Annotated in this window: 17 protein-coding genes; 5 read left to right on the top strand and 12 right to left on the bottom strand. The window is 74.0% G+C overall.

Translation table 11 applies throughout. From position 1 onward, the window contains the following. Positions 1 to 349: 349 nt before the first annotated feature. Positions 350 to 1,228, bottom strand: a complete 879-nt coding sequence (locus tag Sfr03f_RS05575; protein ID WP_108952557.1) for a glutathione S-transferase C-terminal domain-containing protein — start codon at positions 1,226 to 1,228, stop codon at positions 350 to 352. A gap of 477 nt (positions 1,229 to 1,705) precedes the next feature. Beyond that, positions 1,706 to 3,379 carry a cellulase family glycosylhydrolase gene (locus Sfr03f_RS05570; RefSeq protein ID WP_435841950.1) on the bottom strand — a complete coding sequence of 558 codons (1,674 nt, stop codon included), beginning with the start codon at positions 3,377 to 3,379 and terminating at the stop codon, positions 1,706 to 1,708. Between the two features lie 697 nt (positions 3,380 to 4,076). On the opposite strand from Sfr03f_RS05570, the gene Sfr03f_RS05565 reads away from it, so the two are divergent. Continuing rightward, a complete protein-coding gene (locus tag Sfr03f_RS05565; protein WP_108952555.1) occupies positions 4,077 to 5,468 on the top strand; it encodes a glycoside hydrolase family 10 protein in 1,392 nt (463 codons plus the stop codon). Positions 5,469 to 5,737: 269 nt separating this feature from the next. On the opposite strand, the gene Sfr03f_RS05560 is transcribed toward Sfr03f_RS05565, so the two are convergent. Beyond that, on the bottom strand, positions 5,738 to 6,355 hold the full coding sequence (locus tag Sfr03f_RS05560; protein WP_245967410.1) for a helix-turn-helix domain-containing protein: 618 nt from the start codon (positions 6,353 to 6,355) through the stop codon (positions 5,738 to 5,740). Positions 6,356 to 6,689: 334 nt separating this feature from the next. Here Sfr03f_RS05560 and Sfr03f_RS05555 point away from each other — a divergent pair, with 334 nt between their 5' ends. The 3 genes from Sfr03f_RS05555 to Sfr03f_RS05545 all read left to right on the top strand — a co-directional run bounded on the left by Sfr03f_RS05555 (position 6,690) and on the right by Sfr03f_RS05545 (position 11,317). Next, a complete protein-coding gene (locus Sfr03f_RS05555) occupies positions 6,690 to 8,138 on the top strand; it encodes an NCS2 family permease (RefSeq protein ID WP_108952553.1) in 1,449 nt (482 codons plus the stop codon). 261 nt (positions 8,139 to 8,399) lie between these two features. Continuing rightward, complete coding sequence (locus tag Sfr03f_RS05550) at positions 8,400 to 10,703, top strand: AbeC-like domain-containing protein (RefSeq protein WP_174721534.1); 2,304 nt, start codon at positions 8,400 to 8,402, stop codon at positions 10,701 to 10,703. A gap of 251 nt (positions 10,704 to 10,954) precedes the next feature. After that, positions 10,955 to 11,317, top strand: a complete 363-nt coding sequence (locus Sfr03f_RS05545; protein WP_174721558.1) for a DUF5955 family protein — start codon at positions 10,955 to 10,957, stop codon at positions 11,315 to 11,317. A 41-nt stretch (positions 11,318 to 11,358) separates the two neighbouring features. Here the strand turns inward: Sfr03f_RS05545 and Sfr03f_RS05540 are convergent, their stop codons facing one another. The 7 genes from Sfr03f_RS05540 to Sfr03f_RS05510 all read right to left on the bottom strand — a co-directional run bounded on the left by Sfr03f_RS05540 (position 11,359) and on the right by Sfr03f_RS05510 (position 21,865). Beyond that, a complete protein-coding gene (locus tag Sfr03f_RS05540; protein WP_245967409.1) occupies positions 11,359 to 13,920 on the bottom strand; it encodes an SWIM zinc finger family protein in 2,562 nt (853 codons plus the stop codon). Continuing rightward, positions 13,917 to 16,847, bottom strand: coding sequence for an SCO1167/SCO6262 family helicase (locus Sfr03f_RS05535; RefSeq protein WP_108952552.1), 2,931 nt, complete (start codon positions 16,845 to 16,847; stop codon positions 13,917 to 13,919). Before Sfr03f_RS05535 ends, Sfr03f_RS05540 begins: the two co-directional genes overlap by 4 nt. 178 nt (positions 16,848 to 17,025) lie before the next feature. After that, on the bottom strand, positions 17,026 to 17,646 hold the full coding sequence (locus tag Sfr03f_RS05530) for a sugar kinase (RefSeq protein ID WP_435841973.1): 621 nt from the start codon (positions 17,644 to 17,646) through the stop codon (positions 17,026 to 17,028). Further along, positions 17,643 to 18,821 (bottom strand): ROK family glucokinase, encoded by a 1,179-nt coding sequence (locus Sfr03f_RS05525; RefSeq protein ID WP_108952551.1) that lies wholly within the window; start codon positions 18,819 to 18,821, stop codon positions 17,643 to 17,645. Before Sfr03f_RS05525 ends, Sfr03f_RS05530 begins: the two co-directional genes overlap by 4 nt. Before the next feature lie 121 nt (positions 18,822 to 18,942). After that, a complete protein-coding gene (locus Sfr03f_RS05520; protein WP_245967408.1) occupies positions 18,943 to 19,821 on the bottom strand; it encodes an ATP-binding cassette domain-containing protein in 879 nt (292 codons plus the stop codon). Then, positions 19,818 to 20,864, bottom strand: coding sequence for an ABC transporter permease (locus tag Sfr03f_RS05515; protein ID WP_108952550.1), 1,047 nt, complete (start codon positions 20,862 to 20,864; stop codon positions 19,818 to 19,820). Before Sfr03f_RS05515 ends, Sfr03f_RS05520 begins: the two co-directional genes overlap by 4 nt. Beyond that, positions 20,861 to 21,865 (bottom strand): sugar ABC transporter substrate-binding protein, encoded by a 1,005-nt coding sequence (locus Sfr03f_RS05510; protein ID WP_108952549.1) that lies wholly within the window; start codon positions 21,863 to 21,865, stop codon positions 20,861 to 20,863. The genes Sfr03f_RS05515 and Sfr03f_RS05510 overlap by 4 nt, the downstream gene beginning before the upstream one ends. 331 nt (positions 21,866 to 22,196) lie before the next feature. On the opposite strand from Sfr03f_RS05510, the gene Sfr03f_RS05505 reads away from it, so the two are divergent. Further along, positions 22,197 to 23,207 (top strand): Gfo/Idh/MocA family protein, encoded by a 1,011-nt coding sequence (locus tag Sfr03f_RS05505; protein WP_108952548.1) that lies wholly within the window; start codon positions 22,197 to 22,199, stop codon positions 23,205 to 23,207. A 97-nt stretch (positions 23,208 to 23,304) separates the two neighbouring features. On the opposite strand, the gene Sfr03f_RS05500 is transcribed toward Sfr03f_RS05505, so the two are convergent. Both Sfr03f_RS05500 and alc read right to left on the bottom strand, forming a co-directional pair. Continuing rightward, positions 23,305 to 24,486, bottom strand: coding sequence for a cytochrome P450 family protein (locus Sfr03f_RS05500; RefSeq protein WP_108952547.1), 1,182 nt, complete (start codon positions 24,484 to 24,486; stop codon positions 23,305 to 23,307). 101 nt (positions 24,487 to 24,587) lie between these two features. After that, on the bottom strand, positions 24,588 to 25,703 hold the full coding sequence (alc, locus tag Sfr03f_RS05495) for an allantoicase (protein ID WP_108952546.1): 1,116 nt from the start codon (positions 25,701 to 25,703) through the stop codon (positions 24,588 to 24,590). Positions 25,704 to 25,741 lie beyond the last annotated feature (38 nt).

The raw sequence follows: 25,741 nt of genomic DNA, 5'->3' as shown, positions 1-25,741 counted from the left end.
GGCGCTGCCCGTGCACGGCGTGACCGTGCACGGGCGTGAACCGGGGCCCGGGGACCCGGCTCGTGCGCGCCCGTCCCCGGGGGCGGCGGCCCACGGCCCGGCTGCTCCCGTCCCGGGCGGCGCACGGTCCGACTACTCCCGTCCCCGGGCGGCGCGTGGTCCGGCTGCTCCCGTCCCGGGCGGTCCACGGCCCGGCTGCTCCCCTCCCGGGCGGCGCACGGTCCGACTGCTCCCGTCCCGGGCGGCGCACGGCGGGCGCGCTCCGCCCGGTGTACGGCCCCGCCAGGCCGGCCGCCCCACCGGCTCGGGCGCCGCGGCGGGGCCGTCGGGGCGTGGATCCTCCCGTGGGTCAGCTCGCGTGCTGCGCGGGCTCGGGCGCTTCCCGGCGCGTGTAGGCCGCCCAGTCCACGATCCGCACGGCCGCCCCGGCCGCCTCCTCGCCCCGGCAGTGCGCGTGGTGCCGGCGGGCGATGCCCTCCAGGTCGAGGTGGGGCCCGAAGGCGGGGTGGGCGGCCAGTCGCCGCGCGTAGGCCCACAGCCGGGGGCGGTCGGTGATCCGGTGGATGGCCGCCGCGTCGAGGTGGTGGCGGTGGACGGTGTCCAGCTGGACCAGCGTCACCCACAACCGCACGTCGGCGAGCGTGAGTTGGCCGCCCAGGACGTGCTCGCGGTCGCTCAGCAGCGCCTCCAGCTCGTCCAGCGCGAGCAGGAGGGTGGCCAGTGCCGCCTCGCGTTCCGCGGGACGGTCCGCACCGGACTGCCCGGCGCGCTGGGCCGCGCGGCCGATGTTCTCCTCGCAGAGCCGGTCCACGTTCCCGATCTCCCGCTCGGCGCCGTGCGGGAGGAGGTCGGGGCCGTCGGCGCCGAACTGCCGGACGAGGTCGCGCAGGATGTCGGGCGTGTGCGTGCTGACGATCCGTCCGGTCCAGGTGTCGTGGAGCACGGGAGCGGCCGCGGGTCCCGCGTACTGGTGGGAGCTGGCCTCGTACAGCGGTCGCAGCAGCCGGTGCCCGCCGTCGGACCCGTCCGGCACGGCGGGCAGCAGCGTGACCGGCAGGGTGTCGCCCAGGCCGAGCAGGCTGTGGGTGACGGCGATCCGCAGGCTCTGCGGACAGGTGACGGAGAGGTGCAGCCGGTAGCGGCGCGCCGCGGCGTAGTAGCCGCTGCGCGCGTCGCGGCCGATGCGGCCGCGGAAGGACGGCGCGGCGGAGGGCGTGGTGGCGGACATGGGTCTCCCTGGGATGCTCGGCGCGGGTGCGGGAAGGCACCGGCACGCGCGCCCTGGCGCGGCCGGGACGGGGTGCCTGCGCGGACCGGTCAGCGGCGACCGGCGGCGACGGCACTGCCGTGCGGGCGCCGTGCGGCACTGCACACACGCATGAGATCGATGTGGCGGCGGGAGGTCAGCAGGGGCAGCGGACGGATGGCGACGCGGACGGCGTCACTCCCGAGGTCCGGTCCCGCACGGCCCATGCGATCCCCCATCGCTCCACCAGGATTCCTCAACGGAGTGTCAGGCGGCCCTCCGGCGGCGTCAAGGGACCCGGCACGGTCCGACGTCCGCGTCTCACCCTGTGGAAGGAACACGTCCACCGACGGCCCGCGGAGGGGCGGGCCGGCGGCGGCCCCCGGGGGACGCGGACGCCCCGCCGGCGGACCGGCGGGGCGTCGTGGACGGCCGTCACGGGCGGGCGGCCGCCGCGGATCACAGGGCGGAGCAGGCCGCCCCGTTGAGGGTGAACGTGGCGGGAGCGGTGTTGGCGCTCCCCTTCGAGGCGAGGAAGCCCAGGGTGACCGAGCCGCCCGCCGCGATGGTGGTGGTGTAGGAGGCGGGGGTGACGGTCACCGCGGCGCCCGACTGGGCGACGGTGCCGCCCCACATGTTGCTGATCTTCTGGCCGTCGGCGAAGGAGAAGGCGAGCTTCCAGTTGCTCACCGCCGCGCCGGTGGTGTTGCGCACGACGATCTCGCCCTGGAAACCGCCGGACCACTGGTTGGTGATCTTGTAGCCCACCGCACAGCTGCCGCTCGGGGTGTCGCCGCCGGGCTGCGTGGTGACCTGCAGGCCGGCCGAGTCGGCCGAGCGGTTGCCGGCCGCGTCGCGGGCCCGGACCGCGAAGGTGTAGGCGGTTCCCGCGGACAGGCCGGTCACCGTGGCGGAGGTGGTGGTGGAGGTGGCGACCACGGTCCGCGAGGAGCCGTCGACGCGGAGGACCTCGTAGCCCGTCACGCCAACGTTGTCGGACGAGGCCGACCAGGTCAGGGCCACCGAGCTCGCGCTCACCGTGGACGCCTTGGGGGTGCCGGGGGCGGTGGGCGCCTGCGTGTCGCCACCCGTGCCGCCGGAGTAGATCGTGGCCTCGCGGGAGGTCTGGGCGATGCCGTTGGCGCCCTTGAAGAAGCGGGTGCCCCAGCTGGTCAGGGAGGCGGCGTCGAAGTTGGTCACCATGTCGAGGTACTCGACCCCGCCGCCGTTGCCGCTCCACGACCAGCCGATGTAGCCGATGCCGAAGGACTGGGCGGTCGCCATGACGGCGTCCTCGTCCGGGTTGCCGTCGCTGTGGTCGTGTCCGAACTCGCCGACCACGATGGGCAGTTTGTTGGTGACGAAGGTGTTCAGGTAGCTCTGCACCTCGGCCGCCGTGTCGTACACGCCGTACATGTGGACCGAGAAGATGGTGTTGCGGTCCGGGTCGGCGGCGAAGACCGAGGCGGCGTTGTCGCGCATCGTGTTCGACCAGTCCTGGCCCCAGTTGGGCGCGTCCACCATCAGCGCGTGCCGGAGGCCGGCGCCGCGGAGCTTGGTGATCGCGTTCTTGGTGGCGTCCGTCCATCCGGCGTGGTTGTTGTTGCCCCAGGGCTCGTTGCCGATGTTGATGACAACGTAGTCTTCCTGGCCCGCGAGAACACCCTTGAGGCCGATCCAGTAATTCGCGGCCTGGTCCAGCGTGCCCGCGGCGGACTCCTCGCCGTACCCGGTGGTGTCGTGCACCTCCAGGACGCAGATCAGCTTGTTGGCCTTGCAGCGGTCGACCACGGCGGCCACGTCGGAGGCGCTGTTCGCGGTCCACCGGTGCCCGTCGGCGAGCACGACGCGGACGGTGTTGGCGCCGAGCGCCTTGATGTCGGCGAAGGACTGCGTCTGGCTCTGGTACCAGGTGTGCGCGTGGTTGACCCCGCGCATCACGAAGGCGTTGCCGTTGCTCTCGACCACGCGGCCGTCGGTGACGCGGAGGCCGGCCGGGGCGGCCGCCTCCGCCTGGGCGGGCTCCGCGGCCCGGGCGGGCGCGGCGCCGAGGGCGAGCAGCCCGAGGAGCGTGGCCAGGGTGGCGATCACGGCCGCGAGGGGCCGTCGTCCTGGTGCGTGTGCGGTTCTCACTCTGCCTCCAGCAGTCCGGCGCCGGCTGTGTCCGGTCACCGGTGAGGGGGATGCGCGGAAAAGGGGGGACAGGCTCCCGGGTCGGCCCGGGAGATGGAGCGCATAGATGGAGCGCATGGATGGGAGCGCTCCCATGAATCCAGCCGGAAAGGTTCACGTCAAGGTTGAGGACGCGCCAAGAACGCGGCCTGGCCGCCGCCCACGGAACGCGCCCAACCACCCACGTCACGGGGCCGCGCGGGCCCACGGCACCTCCGCCACCCCCGCAACACCCCAGGGCGAGGATGGCGTGATCGGATGTTGCCCTCCCGTCGAGCCGCACCCCGCCTCGGACTGGGAGCGCTTCCAGCGACTCCGGTCCTCGGAAGCGACCGCGAGCCGAACCGTCCCCTCCCGAGCCACGCCGGCACCACGCCTGATCCATTCCCACTCGCGCCCCGTCGACGATGGCCTTCCCGGCGGGGCACGCTGTTGCGGACCCGTGAGACGAAAGTTGCGACGAAGTTTCGTAACAAAAATTGCCCCCAGGGGCGCAACTCCCTCTCCAGTTCGCTAATTTCTCGCCTCGCAGCGGTAAACGGCGCCTCACAGCGAAGCTTGCGTTTCGACGCGACACGAATGTTTCGGTGAGGCGCCGTCCCAACCGGCCGTTGCCTGTTCGATCCTGACCACCCCCCAGCGGAAGGGTCGCAAGACGATGAAGGTGCAGTCCTTGTGGCACACAGCCACGAGAAAGGCGGTCGTCCTCGGGACGGCGGGCGCCATGGCCCTCGGAGGAATGGTCGCTCTGGCCGGCTCGGCCGAGGCGGCCACCACGCTCGGCGCCGCCGCTACCGCGAAGGGCCGTTACTTCGGTACGGCCGTCGCCAACAACCGGCTCGGCGAGACGGACTACGTCAACACGCTGAACGCCGAGTTCAACTCGGTGACGCCGGAGAACGAGATGAAGTGGGACGCGGTCGAGCCGAGCCGCGGGAGCTTCAACTTCGCCGCCGCCGACCGGATCGTCAACCACGCCAAGAGCCGCAGCATGCAGGTGCGCGGCCACACCCTGGTCTGGCACTCGCAGCTGCCCAGCTGGGTCGGTTCGCTGGGCGCCGACGAACTCCGCAAGGCCATGACCACCCACATCACCGAGGTGATGACCCACTACAAGGGTCAGATAGCCGCCTGGGACGTGGTCAACGAGGCGTTCCAGGACGGCACCAGCGGCGCCCGCCGCAACTCGCCCTTCCAGGACAAGCTCGGCGCGGGGTACATCGAAGAGGCGTTCAAGATCGCGCGCTCCGTCGACCCGGCGGCCAAGCTCTGCTACAACGACTACAACACCGACGGGATCAACGCGAAGTCGACGGCCGTGTACAACATGGTCAAGGACTTCAAGGCCCGTGGCGTGCCGATCGACTGTGTCGGCTTCCAGGGGCACTTCAACTCCAACTCCCCGGTGACCGCCGACTTCCAGCAGAACCTCGAGCGCTTCGCCGCCCTCGGCGTCGACGTCCAGCTCACCGAGCTGGACATCGAGGGTTCCGGCTCCGAGCAGGCCGCCAACTACGAGAAGGTCGTCAAGGGCTGCCTCGCGGTGAGCCGTTGCACGGGCATCACCGTCTGGGGCGTCACCGACAAGTACTCCTGGCGCTCGAGCGGCACCCCGCTGCTCTTCGACGGCAACTACCAGAAGAAGCCTGCGTACACCGCCGTCCTCGACGTGCTGAACGGCGGCACCACCACTCCGCCGACCAGCCCGCCGCCGTCGACGCAGCCGCCCACCAGCCCGCCGCCCGCCGGCAGCGGTTCCTGCACGGCGAGCCTCAGGACCGACTCCTCGTGGTCCGGTGGCTACAACGCCACGGTGACCGTCAAGGCCGGCAGCGCCGCCATCGGCAGGTGGACGGTCACGCTGACCATGCCCTCCGGTCAGACCGTCGTCTCGCTGTGGAACGGCGTCACCAGCACCAGCGGCAACACGGTGACGGTCAAGAACGCCGCCCACAACGGCTCGCTCGCGGCCGGCGCCTCGACCAGCTTCGGCTTCACGGCGAACGGTGGCAGCACCGCTCCGGCCGTGACCGGTTGCTCGGTCTCCTGAACCCAGGCCCTCGGGCCTGACGGGGGACCTGCCGGTCCTGCCGGGACGGAGGACGTGCCCCCCTCCCCCCGGCAGGCCGGTGCGGTTCCCGTGACCGTGACCCCCACCACGGTCGGCCGCCGGCCACACGCCTCGTGGCCGGCGAACACCCCCCCAGGCGCCCCCGCCGGATCCTCCGGCGGGGGCGTCCGCGCGCCCGGCGCGGGCATTACCGGCCCGTGCCCGGCGCGGGCGTTACCCGCCCCGGGCGCTCACGCCCTGCCCGTCGTTCACCGGCTGCCGAGACATTCCCAGAAGCGCTGGACGACGTTGTCGAGGTAGTTCTTCCCCTCCTCGCCGGAGGTGGCGGCGCCGGTGGCCCGGCTCAGCGTCCTGGCAATGAGGTTCTGGTACTCGCCGTGCATGACCCGTAAGGGTTCCTGCAGTTCGCGTTTCTCCATCGACAGCAGCCGCGCGACGGCGCGGATGTGTGCCTGCCACCGGGTGGAGACCGCCTCCACCAGCAGCGCCGCGAGTTCGCCCTCGAGACCGGTGACGGCGACCATGTCGGGCGCCGACAGCTGAAGGGTGCGGCCCAGCTGGGAGGACTGGTACGCGCTTCCCGTCCACCGTCCGGTCTCCTCCATACGGAGGTAGTCGGCCACGCCCATGCCGATCGAGTGGGCGACGTCCTCGGGCGCCATCCCGCGGGCCAGCCGGTGCTCCCGCAGGGTGCGCGGAGCGCCCATGAGGTCCCCGGGGGCACACCACAACGCGCCGGCGAGCGCGGTCAGTTCCTGGAGGCTGGGCATGGCGACGCCACGTTCCCAGGCCGCGATGTGATCGGGCGTCACGTAGTTCATCCCGTAGGAGGCGCGCATTCCGTAGGCGACATGACCGGGGGCCATCCCGAGCCTCTCGCGCAGTGTGCGGGCAGCGCGTGCGTTGAAAGGGAGTGGTGGATGCACGGCCGGAGACTATGCAGTCACCGGGCGTTGTTCCATGGCCACTGTCTGCGGTGTCCCGATTGGGCGGGATAGATCACCACCAGGTTCGTAGCTACCTACGAGAACGCCACTCAAGATCAACTCGGCGTATACACAGAGGAGTTGAGACCTGCCGCCGGATGCGTATGATCCGCTCCGCGAGATGCCGCAGATGCGTTCGTCACGCCAGGCGGTCATGCGTCGTCGACACGGCGCCTTCACATCTCCCCCCTGTCCGTTCCTCCCAGGAGACGTCATGCACAAAACAGAAGCCGGTCCCGCCGCGCCGCACGCCGGCAGCGGCGGTGGCGGCGGACTGGACCGGTTCTTCCGCATCAGCGAGCGGGGCTCGACCCTCGGCCGGGAAGTCCGCGGCGGACTCGCCACCTTCTTCACCATGGCGTACATCCTGGTCCTCAACCCGATCATCCTGGGCAGCGCCAAGGACAAGTTCGGCGACCAGCTCGACGTCCCGCAGCTCGCCACGGCCACCGCCCTGGTCGCCGCGGTGATGACCGTGATCATGGGTGTGGGCGGCAACCTGCCGCTCGCCCTCGCCGCCGGCCTCGGGCTCAACGCGGTCGTCGCCTTCCAGATCGCCCCGCTGATGGCCTGGGACGACGCGATGGGCCTGGTCGTGCTCGAGGGCCTGCTGATCTGCGTGCTGGTAATGACCGGTCTGCGCGAGGCGATCATGCACGCCATCCCGCAGCCCCTGAAGCAGGCGATCAGCGTCGGCATCGGCCTGTTCATCGCCTTCATCGGCTTCGTCGACGCCGGCTTCGTCACCCGCATACCGGACGCCGCCAACACCACCGTGCCGGTGCAGCTGGGCACCGGCACCCTCGGCGGCTGGCCGATCCTCGTCTTCTGTCTCGGCGTCCTGGTGACGATCGTGCTGCTGGCCCGCAAGGTGAAGGGCGCCATCCTCATCAGCATCGTCCTGATGACGCTGCTGGCCATCGTCATCAACGCGCTGGCCGACGTGAAGAGCTGGGGCCTGACCACTCCGGCCCTCCCCGACAACCCGGTCGCCGCTCCCGACTTCGGGCTGCTCTTCCAGTTCGACCTGTTCGGCTCCTTCGGCCAGGTGACCGTGCTGACGGTGGTCCTGCTGATCTTCACGCTGATCCTGTCCGACTTCTTCGACACCATGGGCACGGTCGTCGGCGTCACCGCCGAGGCCGGCCTGCTCGACGAGCGCGGCCAGGTCCCCGGCCTGAGCCGCGTCCTGCTCATCGACGGCGCCGCGGCGGTCGCCGGCGGCGTGGCCTCCTCCTCGTCCGCCACCACCTACGTGGAGTCCGCGGCCGGTGTCGGCGAGGGTGCCCGCACGGGCTTCGCCAGCCTGGTCACGGGCGGGCTGTTCGCCCTCGCGCTCTTCTTCACCCCGCTGCTCACCATGGTCCCGATGCAGGCGGCCTCGCCCGCGCTGGTGGCGGTCGGCTTCCTGATGATGACGCAGGTCCGGCACATCGAGTGGGACCGCTACGACGTCGCGATACCCGCCTTCCTGACGATCACCGTCATGCCGTTCACCTACTCGATCACCAACGGCATCGGCGCCGGCTTCGTCGCCTACGTGGTCATCAAGGCGTGCCTGGGCCGGGCCCGCGAGGTCCACTGGCTGCTGTGGGGCACGGCGGTGCTCTTCCTGGCCTACTTCGCCATCGGCCCGATCGAGATGCTGCTGGGCGTCAAGTAGCCCCATGCCTCGCCTGCGGCCGGTGTCCGGCGGCGGCCCGCGCCGCCGCCGGACACCGGCCGCTCCACACGGACGGCCGGGCCGCGACACGACCGCCGCACGCCCGTCATGCCGGCTCGGCACCGAGCGTCTCCGGCACCGGGCGCCGAACGCCGTCGGCCACGAGTTGTGCCGTCCCGCTGACGGAGCGTCGCCGTTCGTTCTACAGTTCGGCTCCCGAGTACGTTCCGTGCGTTCCGGAGGCGAAGACATGGGGCCGGAGTGAGAAGGGGTGCGGCCGCCCTGCTGTGCGCGGGGCTGGTGGTCCTGGGAAGCCCGTGGGTGGCGGACTCCCTGATGGAGCTCCCGCCCGACGAACCGGTCCCAGCGCTCGTGAGCAGGGTGCTGCTGTCCGTCCGGTGGGACCTTTCACCGGGCCCCGAGGAGTGGGAGCAGTCTTACTCCCTCGCGGGGCGCACGTTCCTGGTCACCGTGGTGCTGGGGCTCTTGCTGCTGGCGCCCCGCGTCCTCGGCGGCGTCCGGGCACGCGTGCGGTGGGCCGCCGCCCTGGGCCTGGCGATCGCCCTCTCCCTCGTCGCCTCGGTCCTCTCCTGGCTGACGCTGCTCACCCAGGACGGCTCCACCTGGGTCCTGGGCCTCGGCCCCGAGCAGGTCTTCCTCAACGTCCTGGTGGACGGACTGCTCTTCGGGCTTCTGCTCGGCCTCGTACTGGCGGCGGTCGCCGCCGCACGGCCCGGTTCGTCCGCCCCGGCACCCGGTCGGGCGGCCCTCCCCTTCGCACCGAACCTCGTCCGAGAACGGAGCAGACAGATGCGCCTCTCCGTGCTGTCCTCGTCGGCCGGCCTGCCGGGCGGCGTGGTGGCCGGCGGCAGCGTGCCGGGGGACGCCACCCGGTACCTGTGCGCCCTGACCCATCTCGACCCGGCCTTCGCCCGCCGCGTGGTGGACGGAGTGCTGGCCGACGAACTCGGGGCCGTCGCCCCGTCCCCCGGCGTGGATCTGGTGCCGGTCGTGCGGCACGCCCTCGCCGCCCGTCGCAGGCACGCGGCGCTGAGCCGACGGCTGGCGGCCGTCTGGTGCCTGATCGGCGTCCTCGGCCCGCTGTGGCTGTTCTTCGCGGCGTTCGCCTTCCGCGCCCTGGGCGCCGCTCCCGCCCGCAGCGCCCGCCGCGGACGGGCGGCACCGGCGGACCTGTGGTCGGCCCGGGGCAGTGAACTCCCGGATGTCCGCACGACCTTGCGCGGCCTGATCGGCCCCGCCGCGGCCCTGCTCGTCACGGGAGTGGTGCTCGGTCTGGGCCTCTCCGCCCTCCCGCTGCCAGGCTTCCTGGCATGGCTGGCGGGCGGCTACCTGGGAGGCGTCCCGCCGCTGCTCGCCGTGGTGGCGGGCGGCGTGCTGGCGTTCCGGGTGCTGCTCCGCGACGAGGAGGAGCTCGACGCCCGGCTGCGGGCGGGGCTGCTCCGCGACACCTTCGACCCGCGCTCCGCTCCGCTCCCCTGGCCCGACCCGCACCTGGCCTCACGCGTCGAGGCGGTGGCGGAGGCGCAGCACGGCAACGTCACCGTGTACAGCGGCTTCGACCCCTACGTCGGGTGGGGTTCCCGGGACTCGCAGTGGGCGTTCTCCGTCCCGCTGCTGCCCGCCTCCCCGGGCGAGGCGGTCGACCCGTTCGACGCCTGGGACGTGGTGGAGCGGCTGAGGGCCCGTCTGGCCGAGACCGCGGGAGCGGCCGGCGCGGTGCTGAAGGACCGGGTGTTCCTCGCGGGCACCGAACTGGAGGGGCACGCCGACCTGCTGCCCGACCTCCTGCGCGCGCCGGGGAGCCGGCTGGCGCCGGACGCCGTCCGCGACATCGCGCGCACTCCGGCCGGTCCCGCCCGGCACTGCCTGACCGCCCACTTCCCGCTGTGGGGAGGTGAGGTGGTGCCCAGTCACCTGCTGCACGTCTCCGTGGCCGACCGGACGCTCCACCTGCGCTGCGAGCGGTACGTGCTGGCCCCGGTCCGGCGCGACGCCCACGAGATCGACCTGCGGGGCGGCGTTCCCCCCGAACTGTTCCGCGGCACGCTGCTGGTGCGGGCGTTGCGCCGGACCGGCGGGATACCCGGGGGCGCCGTCGGGGCGTTCCTCGACCACGCCTTCGAGGGGCGGCGGCGCGCCCGGCGGCTGGACCGCGACCGGGGCGCCGCGGTGACCGACCCGGCCTTCGACCGCGGGGCCCGGCTGAGCATCCGGGAGCTGGGGCAGGGCGGTGAGTACCTCAACCACTTCCAGCGGGCCGACGCGCAGGAGGCCCTCGCCTCGCTGGACCGGCACACGCTGGCGGCGGTGCGGGACTTCCTGGACGACCACGGGGTCAGCACCGAGGACTTCCGCAGCCAGGCGCAGACCATCCTCAACCACGGGGTGCTCCAGACCGGCGGGGTGAGCGTGGTGGGCAACCAGGCCGTCGGGCAGGGCGCCCAGGCGCAGGCCGGCACGGCGAACGCCCAGGCGCCGGGGCCGGGACCGGGACCGCGGACGGGTCCGGGAGCCGGGCCGGCCGGCGGGGCGCCGCGGGGGTAAGGGCGCGACCGGCGTGCGGACCCGGACCCGCGTTGGGACCCGGCCGGCGTGACGGCGGAGGGGACGCGGGGTACGGGGCGCGATACCCGTGGCGCCGTGCCGAACGACACGCAGGGCGAGATGCAGAGCGAAGTGCAAGGTCAGATCCAGGGCGATGCGCGAACGAGTCGCGGGGAGGGAGAGTCGTGTCCGACCAGGAGAACGGTCAGATCCGGCAGGCTCAGGAGAACGGGCAGCACCGGGCCGCTCACGTGAACCACGGGGTGCAGCAGTACGGGGGCCACAGTCAGGTGGGCAACCAGGCCGTCGGGCAGGGCGCACGGGCCGAGGCGGGGCAGGTGGCGGTCGGAGCGGCCTTCACCGGTGAGCAGTCGGCCCGGGTGGAGGAACTGCTCACCCGCATCGAGCTGCTGCTGGACCAGCACCGGGACGAACTCCCGGACGGCAGCGCGCCGCGCGTGGAACTGCGCAGGCTGCGCGAGGAACTGGCGGAGAGCGAACCGCAGCCGGGCGTACTGCGCCGGGCCCTGGACCGCCTCACCGCCTTCGCCGAGCCGGTGGTCCCGCTCGCGACCGCGGTCGGCGAGCTGGCCCGGCTGGTCCAGGGCGCCTGAGGCGGTGACCCGCCACGAGTAAGACAGCCGGTAACGGGCGGTCAGTGGTGCGGCGGGTCCGGGGGGAGCTCGGCCGGGTCGAGGGCCGGGCCCAGGGCGGTGAGCGCGCCGACCGGGTCCGTATCGGCGGCACCGCGCGGCCACCAGTCGTCCGCGCCGGGTTCGGACTCGTAGGCGTACCAGAGGTTGTCCTGGCCGAGCCGTAGCTGGGCGTGCCCCGCCGGGTGGGTCAGGCGGTTGCGCCAGGGGCGGAACGGCGGCAGCCCGGCGGCCGTCAGCAGGGGGCGGGCGCGGTCGAAACGGCCGGCGGGCGGGTTCCACGGCTCGCCCTCCAGCGCGGCCAGCCCCGCGGGTCCGCCCTGCCTCCAGGCGGCCACCGCGCGCGCCAGGTCGACAGAGGTGCGGCCTGACGCCGCGGCGAGGGACGAGTAGAGGGTGCGGGTCGTGGCGGTCAGGCCCGAGCCGGGACGGGCCGCCGCGATGCGCACCGCGTCCTCCCAGAGCGTCAGGTCTCCCACCGGGTCCTCGCCGGTGCTGAGCAGGACGAGGGCTCGGGCGGCGGCGTGCGTGGCCAGCTGGTCCAGCGCGTAGGGGTCGGGGCCGCCCGGGGCCGCGGGGTAGGCGGGCGGATGGCCGGGATGCGGGGGCCGCGCCGGCGGGGCGGGGAGCGGCGGCAGCCCCGCCGCCCCACGGGCCAGCGCCTCCGTGGCCCGCACCCCCTCCAGCACGTCCCCCTCACGCCCGCCGGCCGCCGTCCGCCGGGCGGCCCGGGCCTCGGCCGCGGCCCGGGCGGCGTGGGCGGCGTTGCGACGGGAGAGTGCGTCGAGGATCTCCTGCTCGCCCCGGCCGCGCAGCAGGAGCAGCGCGAAGGGGTCGGCGTCGAGGAGCCGCGCGGTCTGGTAGCACAGCGCTGCCGCGTGCTTGCAGGGGCGGCCGGTGTCGGGGCAGCCGCAGTACGGCAGGAGATCTCCCCGACGCGGCAGCAGCGGGGAACCGACGCCCCCCTCGAGCAGGGCTTCCGGCAACTGCCGGTCGAGCAGCGCGGCGATGTGGGCGGGCCGCTCCGCCACGGCGTCCAGGAACGCCTCCCATTCGTCCTCGTCCAGGGTGCGGACCCGGACCTGGGCGCGGTAGGGACGCGGGCGGCTGCCGTGCACGTACGCGAGCACGAGCCCCGGCGTCACGGTGACGGAGTCGACCCGTCCCTCCTCGGCGTACCGGCGCCCCCGGGCCAGCCGGGCGGGGTCCAGCGCCCGCTCGGTGAGCGCGGTGATCCACGCCTCTCCCCAGGGCGTGCCGGCGAGGGCCGCGCCCTGCTCGCGCGGGGGCAGCCGGTCGAACGTCTTGCGGAGCTCGCCGCCCACACCTCGGGGCCGGGCCGCGGGCGCGGGATCGTCGTGCGGAAGGGTGCCCTGCACGGGGGGTCGCGCCGGCCCGGCCCGGCCCGGCGCGGGGAGATCGCCGGCCGGAACGTCGCCGGGCCGACGGTGCACCAGGGAAGCACCGGGCGGTACGTCTCCCGCCGGGTGGTCGTCCTTCCCGAAGAGCCCGGCGCTGGAACGCCCCCTTGCGGCCCGGTCCGCGGTGGTGACGTCCGAGGTCGGACGGTCCGTGGTGCCGCGGTCCGCGGTGGTGGCGCCCGCGGTGGCCACGTCCTTGGCCGAGCCGCCCGCAGTGGCCGCGTTCTCCGCCGAACCGTCCGCGGTGGCCGCTTCCTCGGCCGAGCCGTCCGCGGTGGCACGCCCACCGGTGGAGCCGCCCGCAGCGGATTTGTCCGCGGTGGAGCCGGCCGCAGCAGAACCGTCTCCGATGGAGCCGCCCGGAGCGGACCCGTCCGCGGTCGCGCCCTCAACTGCGGGCCTGTCCGCACCAAAGGCGCCTGCGGCGGCTGCGGACCGCTCGGGCAGGGCCGCTCCGGACCCGGGCGCGGCTGCGCCCAGTTCCGCGAGTCTTCTCGTGATCGGCGCCGACCGCTCGGAGACGGTGGCCAGGGAGTCGTCGTGGGGTCCCCAGTCGTCCCCGCCCCGGTCGGCCGTGTCCGCGGCCCGGTCCGCGCGTGCCTCCGCCGCCCGGGCGGCCCTCAGCGCCTCGCGGGCGCGTTCGGCCGGCCCCGGCCGGACGGCTCCCTGCGCGCCGGTCCCGTCGCGCTCCCCCGCCCCTTGTCCCTTGTCGGACGCGGCCTCCACGGTCGCCGGACGGCGTCGGATGGCCGCACGGGCCGCAGCCGAAGGGCTCGCCCCGGAGGCCGGAGCAGCCGTCGGCGCCGAGGCCGGGTCGGGGCGCTCGGCACCGCGGCCCCCCGGCGTCGCCGGTGCGGCGGGCCGCGCCAACGCCCGCGCCACCCGCAGCGCACGCCGCGCGGCCTCGGCAGGGTTCCCCGCCGCGCCCTCGTCCGCCGCACCCGTACTCCGGGCCATGGCATCGCCGCCGGCATCCAGGCCCTGCCCCGGGGCGGCATCGGCGTCCGTGCGGCCCGGGTCCTCCCCCGGGACAGTCTCCGCGCCCGTGCGGCCCGGGCCCTCGCGGGACGCGGCCCCGGCGTCCGCGCGAGCCAGGTCGTCGTCGGCCGCGTCGCCGTGGTCGGGAACGTGCGGTGGGGTCATGCCGGCCTCCGGAGGGAGACGAGGTCGGTGAGCTCACGGTCGGTGAGCTCGGTCAGCGCTGCCTCACCGGAGCCGAGGATCGCGTCCGCCAGCGCCCGCTTCGCCTCGAGCATCTCGGCGATGCGGTCCTCCACCGTGCCCTCGGTGATCAACCGGTGCACCTGCACCGGCTGGGTCTGCCCGATGCGGTACGCACGGTCGGTGGCCTGCTCCTCCACCGCCGGGTTCCACCACCGGTCGAAGTGCACCACGTGCCCTGCGCGGGTGAGGTTGAGACCGGTGCCGGCCGCCTTGAGGGAGAGCAGCAGGACGGGCGTGGCGCCCTCCTGGAAGCGGTCGACCATCCGCTCCCGCTCGGGAACGGGGGTGCCGCCGTGGAGCATCTCGGCGGGGACGGACCGGGCGGTGAGGTGGGCCGTGATCAGCCGGGCCATGCCGACGTACTGGGTGAAGACCAGCATCGAGCCGTCCTCGGCGAGGACCGTGTCCAGCAGTTCGTCGAGGAGGGTGAGCTTGCCGGAGCGGTCGGCCCGGGCCCGGTCCGGCGAGACGCCCTCCTTGAGGTAGAGCGCGGGGTGGTCGCAGATCTGCTTGAGCGAGGTCAGCAGTTTGAGCACCAGGCCGCGGCGGGCGATCCCCTCGCTGCCCTCGATGACCAGCATGGACTCGCGGACCACCGCCTCGTAGAGCGACGCCTGCTCGCGGGTGAGCGGAACCGGGCGGTCCGTCTCGGTCTTCGGCGGCAGTTCCGGCACGATGCCGGGATCGGACTTGCGGCGGCGCAGCAGGAAGGGTCGGACCAGGCGGGCGAGCCGCTCCGCGGCGTCCGGGTCCTCGCCACCCTCCACCGCGCGGGCGTGCCGGGCGCGGAAGGACTTCAGGGGCCCCAGCAGGCCGGGGGTGGTCCAGTCAAGCAGGGCCCACAGCTCGGAGAGGTTGTTCTCGACGGGGGTTCCGGTGAGCGCCACCCGCGCGGGCGTGGGGATGGTGCGCAGGGCGCGGGCGGTCGCCGAGTACGGGTTCTTGATGTGCTGCGCCTCGTCCGCGACGACCATCCCCCACTCCGCCTCGGCGAGTTCCTTGGCGGCGGTGCGCATGGTGCCGTACGTGGTGAGGACGAAGCCGCCGTCGAGGCCGGCGAGGGTGCGCCCCGCGCCGTGGAAGCGGCGGACGGGCACGCCGGGGGCGAACCGGCGGATCTCGCGCTGCCAGTTGCCGAGCAGGGAGGCGGGGCAGACCACCAGCGTGGGCCGCCCGCCCCCGTCACTCCCGCCCCCGTCGCCCCCGGCCCCGTCACGGCCGGCCCGGTCGCGCTCGGCGCGCCGCAGGTGCAGCGCGATCAGGGTGATCGTCTTGCCCAGGCCCATGTCGTCGGCGAGGCAGCCGCCGAGGCCGAGCGAGGTCATCAGGTCCAGCCAGGCGAGGCCGCGCAGCTGGTAGTCGCGCAGCTCCGCGTCGAGGCCGGGAGGCGGGGGCGCGGGCTGCGGGCCCGCCACCAGGCGGTCCCGGAGGGCGGCGAGGGCGCCGGCCGGCACCGCTTCGACCGTCTCGCCGTCGACCTCGGCGGAGCCGGTGAGCGCCACGGCGAGCGCGTCGACCGGGTCGAGCAGGCCGAGGTCGCGCTTGCGGGCCTTGCGGACCAACGCCGGGTCGACGACCACCCACCGGTCGCGGAGGCGGACGACGGGCCGGTGAGCCTCGGCCAGGGTGTCCATCTCGGCCTCGGTGAGGGGTTCGCCGCCGAGGGCGAGCTGCCATTCGAAGCGGAGCAGGTCCTCGCTCTCGAAGAACCCGGTGCCGTCGGTGGCGGAGCCCGGGGCGGGGCGGACCACGGCGGTGGCCGCCAGGTCCTGGGCGAGGTCCCGGGGCCAGTGCACGGTGACCCCGGCGGCGGCCAGCCGGGAGGCGGCCGCGCCCAGCAGGTCGGCGACCTCCTCCTCGCCCAGGGCCATCACGTCGGGGACGTGCTGCTCGGTGAGGCGTTCCAGCGGCGGCCAGACGCGGGCGGCGCGGCGGATCGCGAGCGCGGCGTCGACGCGCGCCCGGGGGCCGAAGGCGTCGGGGGCCTCGCCCGCCCAGAGCGCGGCGGCGTCGACCATCAGCGTGGGGTCGGCCAGGCTGTGCACCTGGACGACGGCGGCGCCGGCGCGGCGGGTGACCGCACCGACCTCCCGGCCCTCACCGGCCGGGCCGGTGGCCCCGCCGTCGGCGTCGCGGCTGTCGGAGTCGCCGCTGTCGAAGAGGCTGAAGGCGGAGAGGTCGAGGCGCAGGGAGATGCGCACCCCGGCGTCCATCCCGGACGCGACCTCGGCCGCCCATGCGTGGGCCCCGGGCAGGTGCTGTGCCTCGGGCGCGGCGAAGGGGCCGCCGACGGCGTAGGGGGCCGCGGGGGTGCGGGGCAGGGCGTCGGCCACCGCGTCGACGAAGGCGCGCACCAGCGCCTCGGGGCCGGGCAGCCGCAGCGGGGCGGGGCCGGGCAGCGGGACGGCGTGACCCTCGGGCGGGAGGGCGGCGGCGACCGCCCTCAGGTGGGCGGCGTCCTCGGGCTCCAGCGGGCCCGCGCGCCAGGCGTCGTACCCCTCGGGGGTGAGGCCGGGCAGCAGGCGACCCCGGGCGACCAGTGCCAGGGCGTGCAGCGCGGCGGCGCCCCAGCAGGCGGTGGCGGGATGGGCCCCGGCGTCCTGCCGCGCGCGGACCAGCAGCGGCAGGGCCGCGACGACGGGGAGGACGACGGCCGGGACGGTGCGGCGGCGGACTCCCGCGCCGTGGGCCCGGACCACGGTGAGCTCCGTGGTACGCGCGCCGTCGGGCGGCGGGCCGCCGGCCGGGTCCCAGAAGGCGACGCGTCCCTCGCGGGGAAGGGGAGCGGGGAGGAAGACCGCGGCCAGGCGCGCGAGTGCCGCGGTGGTGCCGCCGGTGCCGTGCATGCCTCTGCCCTCCTCCTCTTCCGCGCCCCGGACTCCGGGGTCGTTCGCCCACTGTTTTCGACTCTACGTTCGGGTTCTGACAACCGGCGCGCGCCGCGTCTCCCGGACACGGGCGGAGGGCCGTCCACCGCCCTCCGTCGGGCGGCGAACGACCCTCCCTCCCCGTTGTATCCGCAGGTCACGGCGTCGTGCGGGACACCACGTACACCATCGGGTTAGCCGGATCCGACATGTTGACGACCACGTTCTGGGTGGGGAGCGGATCCTCCTGGGCATGGGTCAGGCCGTACCAGGGGCCGGGCCCGCGGAACTCCCACCCCGCGGTCCGCCGGTCGCGGTCGCTGACGGTGATCCTGTCCTTCACCAGGTCCTCCCGGGTGACGCCCATGGACCGCAGGAAGGTGTCCAGCCCGGCGTCGGTGGTCAGGAACTGGACGTGCAGCCGGCTGGTCCGCCAGTTGTTGGTCTCGTACTGGGCGACCAGCTCCGCCGGGTGCGGGATGGGCACCTGGTAGATGCGGCGCTGCACCTTGGAGGGCCAGCCCCAGGTGAGGCCGGTGGCGGAATACCGCGCCTCCTTGTCCTTGCCGCTGTCCCGGCTCTGGGCGCCGGAGATCACCAGGTAGCCGGCCGGGATGCCGATCAGCAGCACGATGGTCAGCAGCGTCAGGGCGCGGCGCCGGATCACCCGGCGGCGGGCCTGCGGGTCGTCGCCGGCCAGCAGCAGCGGGTCCTGGGGCGCGTCCGGGCGGGACGGCTCGACGTCACCGCCGAGCTGTGGGGGCCGGGCGTCGGTCACAGGCCGTCCCCGGAGGTGCGGGCGGCCGCGTCGGGGACCCGCTCGTAGCGCTCGGTGCGGCGCCGCTTGGCCCGGCGGAAGCGGCGGGCGACCAGGCGGGACAGGTCGGCGGCGCCCACCATCCCCGCCTCGGGGCCGAGCTGGGCGCGGGCGATGCGGGCCTCGGGCCGGTAGCCGCGGCCGGTGAGCTGGCGGCGGAAGGCGTCGCGGGCGGGGCCGATCAGCAGGTCGTCGGCGGCCGAGACGCCACCGCCGATCACGAAGCAGGACGGGTCCAGGGCTGCCGCCAGGTTGGCGATGCCGACGCCGAGCCACTGCCCGATGTCCTGGAGCAGCTCGACGCACATGGCGTCGCCCTCGCGGGCCAGCTCGGTGATCATCGGGCCGGTGATCGCGGAGATGTCGCCCTTGACGTGCTCGAGGACGCCGAAGGCCACCGGGGAGTCGGCCGCGGCCAGCTCCCGGGCCTCGCGGACCAGGGCGTTGCCCGAGCTGTACTGCTCCCAGCAGCCGCGGTTGCCGCACGGGCAGCGGTGCCCGCCGGGGACCACCTGCATGTGGCCGAACTCCCCGGCCACGCCGAACTTGCCGCGCTTGACGCGGCCCTCCTCGAGGATGGCGCCGCCGATGCCGGTGCCCAGCGTGATCATGACGAGGTGGTCCTCGCCCTTGCCGGCCCCGAAGCGCCACTCCGCCCAGGCCGCGGCGTTGGCGTCGTTGTCCACCAGCACCGGCACCGACAGGCGCTCGGCCAGCCGGTCGCGCAGCGGCTCGTTGCGCCAGGACAGGTGCGGGGCGAAGAGCACCCGGTTGAGGTCGGCGTCGATCCAGCCGGCCGCGCCGATCCCCACGGCGTGCACGTCGTGCCGGTCGGAGAGGTCCAGGACCAGCTCGGTGATGGTGTCCTCGACGACCTTGGGGCTCTTGGACTTGTCCGGGGTCTCGGCCCGGAGCTTCTCCAGGATGTTGCCGTCGGCGTCGACGACGCCGGCCATCACCTTCGTACCGCCGATGTCGATGCCGACCGTGGGCACGCGGGGCGCCGACAGGTGCGAACGGCGTTCCCGGGAGCCGACCGTCCTGAGGACGGGGGTACGGCGCGAGCCGATGGGGGCTCCGGCCGCCCTGGCCGGGTTCAGCGCCCGGGGCAGTGCGAGGTCGCGGTAGGTGCTCATCGCGCCGATTCTGCCTCAATCCGGGGAGCCGCCGCATGGCGCCGCCCCACCCGGCCCGTCCGCCCCGGGCGTCCCGCCCGCCCCGGCGGCCCGGGACGCCCCGTCCGCCCTGTCGCTCCGGTCACGGCCGCGGGCGCTCCTCGTCCTCCCCCTCCACGGCCTGCGGGCCGCCCGGAGCGGGCGGCTCCGCACGCTCCAACTCGTGCCGCAGGTCCTCCAGCTCGTCGCCGCCGGCCATCTGCCGGGTCAGCTCGTCGAGGGTGATCCGGTCGCGGGTGTGGTGGCCCGCCATGGTGCCGCGCTTGAGCAGCACGAAGCGGTCGCCGACCAGGTGGGCGTGATGCGGGTTGTGGGTGATGAACACAACAGCCAGCCCGGCGTCCCTGGCGGCCGCCACGTATTTCAGGACCACACCCGACTGCTTGACGCCCAGCGCCGCGGTCGGCTCGTCGAGCACCAGGACCTTGGCGCCGAAGTACACCGCGCGGGCGATGGCCACGCACTGGCGCTCGCCGCCGGAGAGGGTGCCGATGGGCTGGTCGACGTCCCGCAGGTCGATGCCCATGCGCAGCAGTTCGGCGCGGGCCGTGCGGCGCATGAGGTCGACGTCCATGCGCCGGAAGGGGCCGCGCCCCTTGACGGGCTCGGAGCCGAGGAAGAAGTTCCGCCAGACCGGCATCAGCGGGACGACCGCCAGGTCCTGGTAGACGGTGGCGATCCCGCGGTCCAGGGCCTCCCGCGGGCCGGCGAGCCGGGTCTCCTCGCCCGCGATCCGGAAGGACCCGGCGTCGTGGCCGTGCAGCCCGGAGATGATCTTGATGAGGGTGGACTTGCCCGCGCCGTTGTCGCCCAGCACGCAGGTGATCTCGCCCGCCCGGGCCTGGAGGGACACGCCCTCCAGGGCGCGCACGTTGCCGTAGTACTTGCTGACCCCCTCCAGCTCGACCAGGGGGGCCGCCCCGGGGGTCCACTCGGCGGTCGGTTCGGTGGCCGTGGTCACTTCGTCGCCTCCGCGCGCTTGCGGACCCAGTGGTTGAGCAGGGTCGCCAGGAGCAGCATCGCCCCGAGGAAGAACTTGAACCAGTCCGGGTTCCACTCCGCGAAGACGATGCCCTTGCTGGTCATGCCGAAGATGAGCGCGCCGACCGCGGAGCCGACGGCGGACCCGTAGCCGCCGGTGATCAGGCAGCCGCCGATCACCGCCGCGATGATGTAGATCAGCTCGTTGCCGACGCCCTCGCCGGACTGGACGACGTCGTAGCTGAAGAGCAGGTGCTGGCCGGAGATCCACGCGGCCAGGGCCACGCCCATGTACAGACCGGTCTTGGTGGCCGCCACCGGCACGCCGACCGCGCGGGCCGCCGTCTCGTTGCCGCCGACCGCGAAGATCCAGTTGCCCACCCGGGTGCGCAGCAGGATCCACGAGGCGACGGCGATCAGCAGCAGCCACCAGAGGATGGTGATCTTGAAGTTGATCCCGCCGACGGTGAGCGTGGAGGCGAACACCGCCTTGGCCTGCGAGAAGCCGTCCATGTCCGCGATGGTCCGGGTGGAGACCGTGTCGCTGATCAGCTTGGTGAACCCGAGGTTCATGCCGATCAGCATCAGGTAGGTGCCGAGCGTGATGATGAAGCTCGGCAGCTTGGTGCGGGTCAGCATGAAGCCGTTGAACGCGCCGACGGCGAGCGTCACCAGCAGGGAGACGCCCACCCCGACCCAGACGTTGGCGGTGGTCTGGTAGCTGAACATCGACGAGACCAGCGCCGACGAGGTGACCAGCACGCCCGCCGAGAGGTCGAACTCGCCGCCGATCATCAGCAGCGCCACCGGGACGGCCATGATGCCGATGGTGGACGCGGCGTACAGGACGGTGCTCAGACCCGCGCCGGTCAGGAAGCTGTCGGCGGCGAGGGCGAAGAAGACGAGGACGGCGACGGCGCCGACCACGGCGCCCAGCTCGGGCCTGCCGAGCACCCGCCGCAGCGGCGAGGTGCGCAGCAGTCGTTCGTCCACCGCGGCGGCAGCCGGGGTGGTGGTGCTCATCGGGTTCCCCGCTCCGCGTACTCGGCCAGCTCGGCGGCCTGCTCCTTGGTGACGATCTGCGGGCCGGTCAGGACGGGCTGACCGCCGCCGAGGACGTCGGCGTTGTACTTGTACAGCCACAGCAGGTCGACGGCCTGGTAGCCCTGCAGGTAGGGCTGCTGGTCCACGGCGAAGCCGAGGGTGCCGTCCTTCAGGCCTGCGGCCACCTTGGCGTTGAGGTCGAAGGTGTCGATCTCGGCCTCGCTGCCGGTCTCGGCCTTCGCCTTCGCCGCGGTGTCGGCGAAGGGGGCGCCCAGGGTGACGATGGCGTCGATCTTCTTGTCGGCCTGCAGCTTGGCGCCGATGGAGGACTGGACGTCGGGCATGTTGGTGCCCTCGACGTAGAGGTTCTCGACCTTGCCGTCGAAGGTCTCCTTCAGTCCGTCGCACCGCTGCTCGTGACCGACGTTGCCCTGCTCGTGCAGGACGCACAGGACCCTCTTGCGTCCGCGGGTGTTGAGCTCCTCGCCGACCGCTCGGCCCGCCACCGTCTCGTCCTGGCCGATGTGGGTGAGGGCGCCGAAGTCCTTGGAGACGTCGGAGCCGGAGTTGACCGTGATCACCGGGATGCCGGCCTTCACGGCGCGGTCGACGGCGGCCTTCATGGCGTCGGGCTTGGCGAGGGTGACGATGATGCCGTCGACCTTCTTGTCCACGGCGGCGTCCACCAGCTGGGCCTGCTGCTGCGCCTCGGCGTCGTGGGAGTAGAGGAAGTTGATGTTGTCCTTGACGGCGGCCTGCTTCGCGCCGTTCTGCACGATGTCCCAGAAGGTGTCGCCGTCACCCGAGTGGGTGATCATGGCGAACGTCCACTCGGGGGTGTTCACCGCTGCCTTGCCCTGGGACGCAGAGGCCTTCCGGGCGTCCTCGGCGCGCTTGCCGCCGGTGCTGCTGCAGCCCGCGACCGAGACGCACAGCGCCCCCGCCACCGCGATACCCACCCAGGTCCGAAACCGTCCCACGAGGCGTGACCTTCTTCCTTCTCGGCTTTCACGGATCTTCGTCCGCGTCGTACGGCACCGGGTGCCGGCCACCGGCGGCCGCACCCGAACGCAGCATTATCGAACATCCGGATGGGGGGAAGGTCGGCGGGGTGAGGCGTTCCGGGCCTTCCCGGCGAGGGCGTGGGATGCGTCACCCCGGCGTCCGGACGCCCCGGCGGCGGGGACGGCGCGTGCCCGCCGCGGGGCGGCGGGAGGGCGGAGCCGATCGGTGGTGGAAGTGAAACCGTATGTCCGGTCAAACGGACATGCGCTTTGACATCACGTCAGGTGAGGGCCATTTTTTGTCCTCATGCGCATCGGAGTCATCGGGACGGGACGGATCGGGGCCCTGCACGCCCACGTCCTCAGCCGGCACAGCGAGGTGGGATCCCTGGTCGTCACCGACACGGACCAGAACCGGGCCCACGAGATCGCCCAGCGGCTGGGGGCGACGGTGGCGCCCGGTGTGAACGAGGTCTTCAGCTGGGGCGTCGACGCGGTGGTCATCACCGCGGCGACGTCGGCGCACTCCGACCTGATCCGGCGCGCCGCGCGGTACGGGCTGCCGGCGTTCTGCGAGAAGCCGATAGCGCTGGACCTGCGGTCCACGAGGGAGGCGATCGCCGACGTGGAGGCGGCGGGCACGGTGCTGCAGATGGGGTTCCAGCGTCGCTTCGACGCGGCGCACGTGGCCGCGCAGGAGGCGGTGTGGAACGGCAGGCTGGGGCGGCTGCACACGGTGCGGGCCCTGTCCGCCGAGCCCGCGCCGCCGCCCGCGGAGCATCTGGCGCTGTCCGGCGGGCTGTACCGGGACGTGCTGATCCACGACTTCGACTCGCTGCGCTGGGTGACCGGCCGCGAGGTGGCCGAGGTGTACGCCGCCGGGTCGGCCGCCGGGCCCTCGATGTTCCGGGACGCCGGGGAGGTGGACACCGGGGCCGTGATCCTCACCCTGGACGACGGGACGCTGGCCACGGTGACCGGGACCCGGCTGAACGGCGCGGGCTACGACCAGCGGATGGAGCTGGCCGGGGAGCTGGACCAGATCGTGGTGGGCCTCGACGAGCGCACGCCGTTCTTCTCCGCCGGACCGAGCGGCCCGGCGGCGGCGGAGAAGCCGTGGTCCGGCTTCCTGGAGCGGTTCGCCCCGGCCTACCAGGCGGAGCTGTACACCTTCCTGGACGTGGTGCGCGGCGTCCGGCCCAATCCGTGCGACGGCCGGCAGGCGCTGGAGGCGCTGCGCGTCGCGGAGGCCTGCGAGCTCTCCCGCCGGGAGCGGCGCCCCGTCCACCTCGGCGAGATCCCCTCCGGCCTGTACTGACCCCGTGGCGGCGCGCCCCCGCGGCGTGCCGCGGCGGCCGCCCCACCTCCCCCGTCCGGTCGCCGGCCCGTCACCGGCACCGGTACCGCGGCGTGCGTCACCACCGCACCGGCAGGGAGCGCAGGCCGCGGACGAGCATGCCGGGGAGCCACTCGCCGGGCGGGCCGTCGAGGGCGAGACGGGGGGCGCGCCGCAGCAGGGACCCGATGGCGATCCGGGCCTCCAGCCGGGCCAGCGGCGCGCCCAGGCAGAAGTGGATGCCGTGGCCGAAGGCCAGGTGCCCGGTGCTCACCCGGCGTATGTCGAAGCGGTTGGGGTCGAGGTGGCGGCCCGGGTCGCGGTTGGCCGCGGCGAGGCCGATCATCACCTGGTCGCCCCGGGCGAAGGGCACGCCGGCCACCTCCAGCGGCTCGGCCGCGAAGCGGAAGGTGGCCGTCTCGACCGGGCCCTCGTAGCGCAGGGTCTCCTCGACGGCTCCCTCGAGCAGCCCCATGTCCTCGCGCAGCAGCGCGAGCTGGTCGGGGTGGGTGAGCAGGGCGTGGACGCCGCTGGTGATCAGGTTGACCGTGGTCTCGTGTCCGGCGAGCAGCAGCACGAAGGCCATGCCGATGAGCTCCCGGTCGGAGAGGCGGTCGCCGTCGTCGCCGGCGACCTCGACCAGTTCGCTCAGCAGGTCGTCGCCGGGCCCGGCGGCCCGCTTGTCCGCGATCAGTTCCGTGAGGTACGTGCCGAAGGCCTCGGCGGCCTTCTGCCGGTCGGCATCGGTGGCGGGCGCGACGGCGTTGCCGGACATGGCGCGGAAGTCGGCGCGGTCGCCGTCCGGGACGCCGAGGAGCTCGCAGATCACCGCTATGGGCAGCGGGTAGGAGAGCGCCTCGACGAGGTCCGCGCGGCCCGCGGGGAGCATCCGGTCGAGCAGTTCGTCGGTGATCTCCTGGATGCGCGGGCGCATCGCCTCGACCCGGCGGGGTGTGAACGCCCTGGAGACCAGGGTGCGCAGTCTGGTGTGCTGGGGCGGGTCGCAGGCGAGCATGTGCTTGCCCACCGGGTCACCTTCGAACCTGCTGGAGCCCAGCTTCTCCGGGTCCTTGGACAGCCGCGGGTCGGCGAGCGCGGCGCGCGCCTCCTCGTGGCCCACGATCAGCCAGGTCTCGTACTCGTCGGGCGCCGGCAGCATCACCCGGTGCACCGGCCCGCGCCGCCGTAACTCGGCGTAGACCGGGTGCGGGTCGGCCCGGAAGCCCTCGCCGTACTGCCGAAGGTCCACCACGTCCGTCATCGGATCCCCCTGTGCGTCGGTTCGGGGGCGCCCCGTGCCCCCCGGCTCGTGGAACGGGCGGGAGGCACGGCGAGTTCCGGGAACGGTGTGGCGCGCGGCCGTCAGCGGCCCGGTTCGCGCATCCGGGCGGTGAGGGCCCGGGCGCCCGCCGGGGTCAGGGCGCCGTGGAGGCGGAGACGGGAGATTCCGCCGTCCGGGTGGACGTCGATGCGCGCGTGGGTGCCGGTGGCCGGACCGGGCAGGACGAAGCGGTGAACGGTGTCGGGCTGGAGCCGGGTGCGGGGAACGATCTCGTTCCACGGGCCGCCCTCGCCGTCGCGCAGGGAGACGGACGCCCAGCCGGCGCTGTTGCCCTTGAGACAGGCGGTGTCGATCTCGACGGCCCGCACCGCCGCCTGGGCCGCGAGCCGGTAGGTGATCCAGTCGTGGCCGCGGTCGCGCCGCCGCCGGGTCTCCCAGCCCTCGTCCATCCGGGACGACCGGCCGGGCAGGATCGTGTGGAAGGCCGGGGAGTAGAAGCGGTCGGAGACGTCCTCGACCACGCCGCCGTTGGCGAGCGCGACGACGTCGAAGACGCCCAGCGCCGTCAGCCACCCCGGGTCGGGGACGACCTCGCCGTGGACCCGCAGCCGCGCGATGCCGCCGTCGGGGTACTGGCGCACCCGGAGATGGGTGAAGCGCTGCTGCACGGACACCTCGAAGCCGTTGGCCGCGTGGCCGCCGACGGGGGTGCGCGGCACCAGCGTGGTCCACGGCACGCCGTCGGCCAGCAGTTCCCCGGGCGACGGCGTGCCCGGCAGGGCGGCGCCCTCGACGGAGACGTCCTGCGGGTGGTTGCCGCGGAAGTGGGCGGTGTCCACCACGACGCCGCGCACCACGCCGGGGGCGCCGAGGCGGACCAGCGCCCAGTCGTGGTCGTCGGCCGCGGGCCAGGGGTCCTCGGCGCAGGCGCCGCGGCGCCTGCGGGTCTCCCAGCCGTCCATCACCTTGCCCTTGTGGCCGAAGACGTCCGGCTCGAAGACGGCGGGCCCTGGCAGCAGCAGGTTCTCCCGGGGGGCGAAGAACTCGTCGTTTGCGGCGATGACGGCCGCCCCCAGCCGGCGGTCCGCAAGGTCGGGCAGGCCGGAGAAGGGGAACGCGGCCGTGCGGTGGTCGGCGTAGGGGTCGCCGCCCCGGTAGGGCTCGGCGGGGCCGGTGAAGCGGGGGATCGCCGTCACGGGAGGGGTCCTGCCTTTCTGGCTTGCGGTCGACGGTG

It is taken from the genome of Streptomyces fragilis, from assembly GCF_003112515.1.
Taxonomy (GTDB): Bacteria; Actinomycetota; Actinomycetes; order Streptomycetales; family Streptomycetaceae; genus Streptomyces; species Streptomyces fragilis.
The sequence above is the reverse complement of the archived record's forward strand: the minus strand, read 5'-3'. Positions and strand labels throughout refer to the sequence as shown.

Coding starts and splice junctions, on each gene's coding strand:
- Sfr03f_RS05575 (WP_108952557.1), bottom strand. CDS start 1,228: ATGTCCGCCACCACGCCCTCCGCCGCGCCGTCCTTCCGCGGCCGCATC.
- Sfr03f_RS05505 (WP_108952548.1), top strand. CDS start 22,197: ATGCGCATCGGAGTCATCGGGACGGGACGGATCGGGGCCCTGCACGCC.
- Sfr03f_RS05555 (WP_108952553.1), top strand. CDS start 6,690: ATGCACAAAACAGAAGCCGGTCCCGCCGCGCCGCACGCCGGCAGCGGC.
- Sfr03f_RS05500 (WP_108952547.1), bottom strand. CDS start 24,486: ATGACGGACGTGGTGGACCTTCGGCAGTACGGCGAGGGCTTCCGGGCC.
- Sfr03f_RS05540 (WP_245967409.1), bottom strand. CDS start 13,920: ATGACCCCACCGCACGTTCCCGACCACGGCGACGCGGCCGACGACGAC.
- Sfr03f_RS05535 (WP_108952552.1), bottom strand. CDS start 16,847: ATGCACGGCACCGGCGGCACCACCGCGGCACTCGCGCGCCTGGCCGCG.
- Sfr03f_RS05560 (WP_245967410.1), bottom strand. CDS start 6,355: ATGGCCCCCGGTCATGTCGCCTACGGAATGCGCGCCTCCTACGGGATG.
- Sfr03f_RS05565 (WP_108952555.1), top strand. CDS start 4,077: ATGAAGGTGCAGTCCTTGTGGCACACAGCCACGAGAAAGGCGGTCGTC.
- Sfr03f_RS05515 (WP_108952550.1), bottom strand. CDS start 20,864: ATGAGCACCACCACCCCGGCTGCCGCCGCGGTGGACGAACGACTGCTG.
- Sfr03f_RS05525 (WP_108952551.1), bottom strand. CDS start 18,821: ATGAGCACCTACCGCGACCTCGCACTGCCCCGGGCGCTGAACCCGGCC.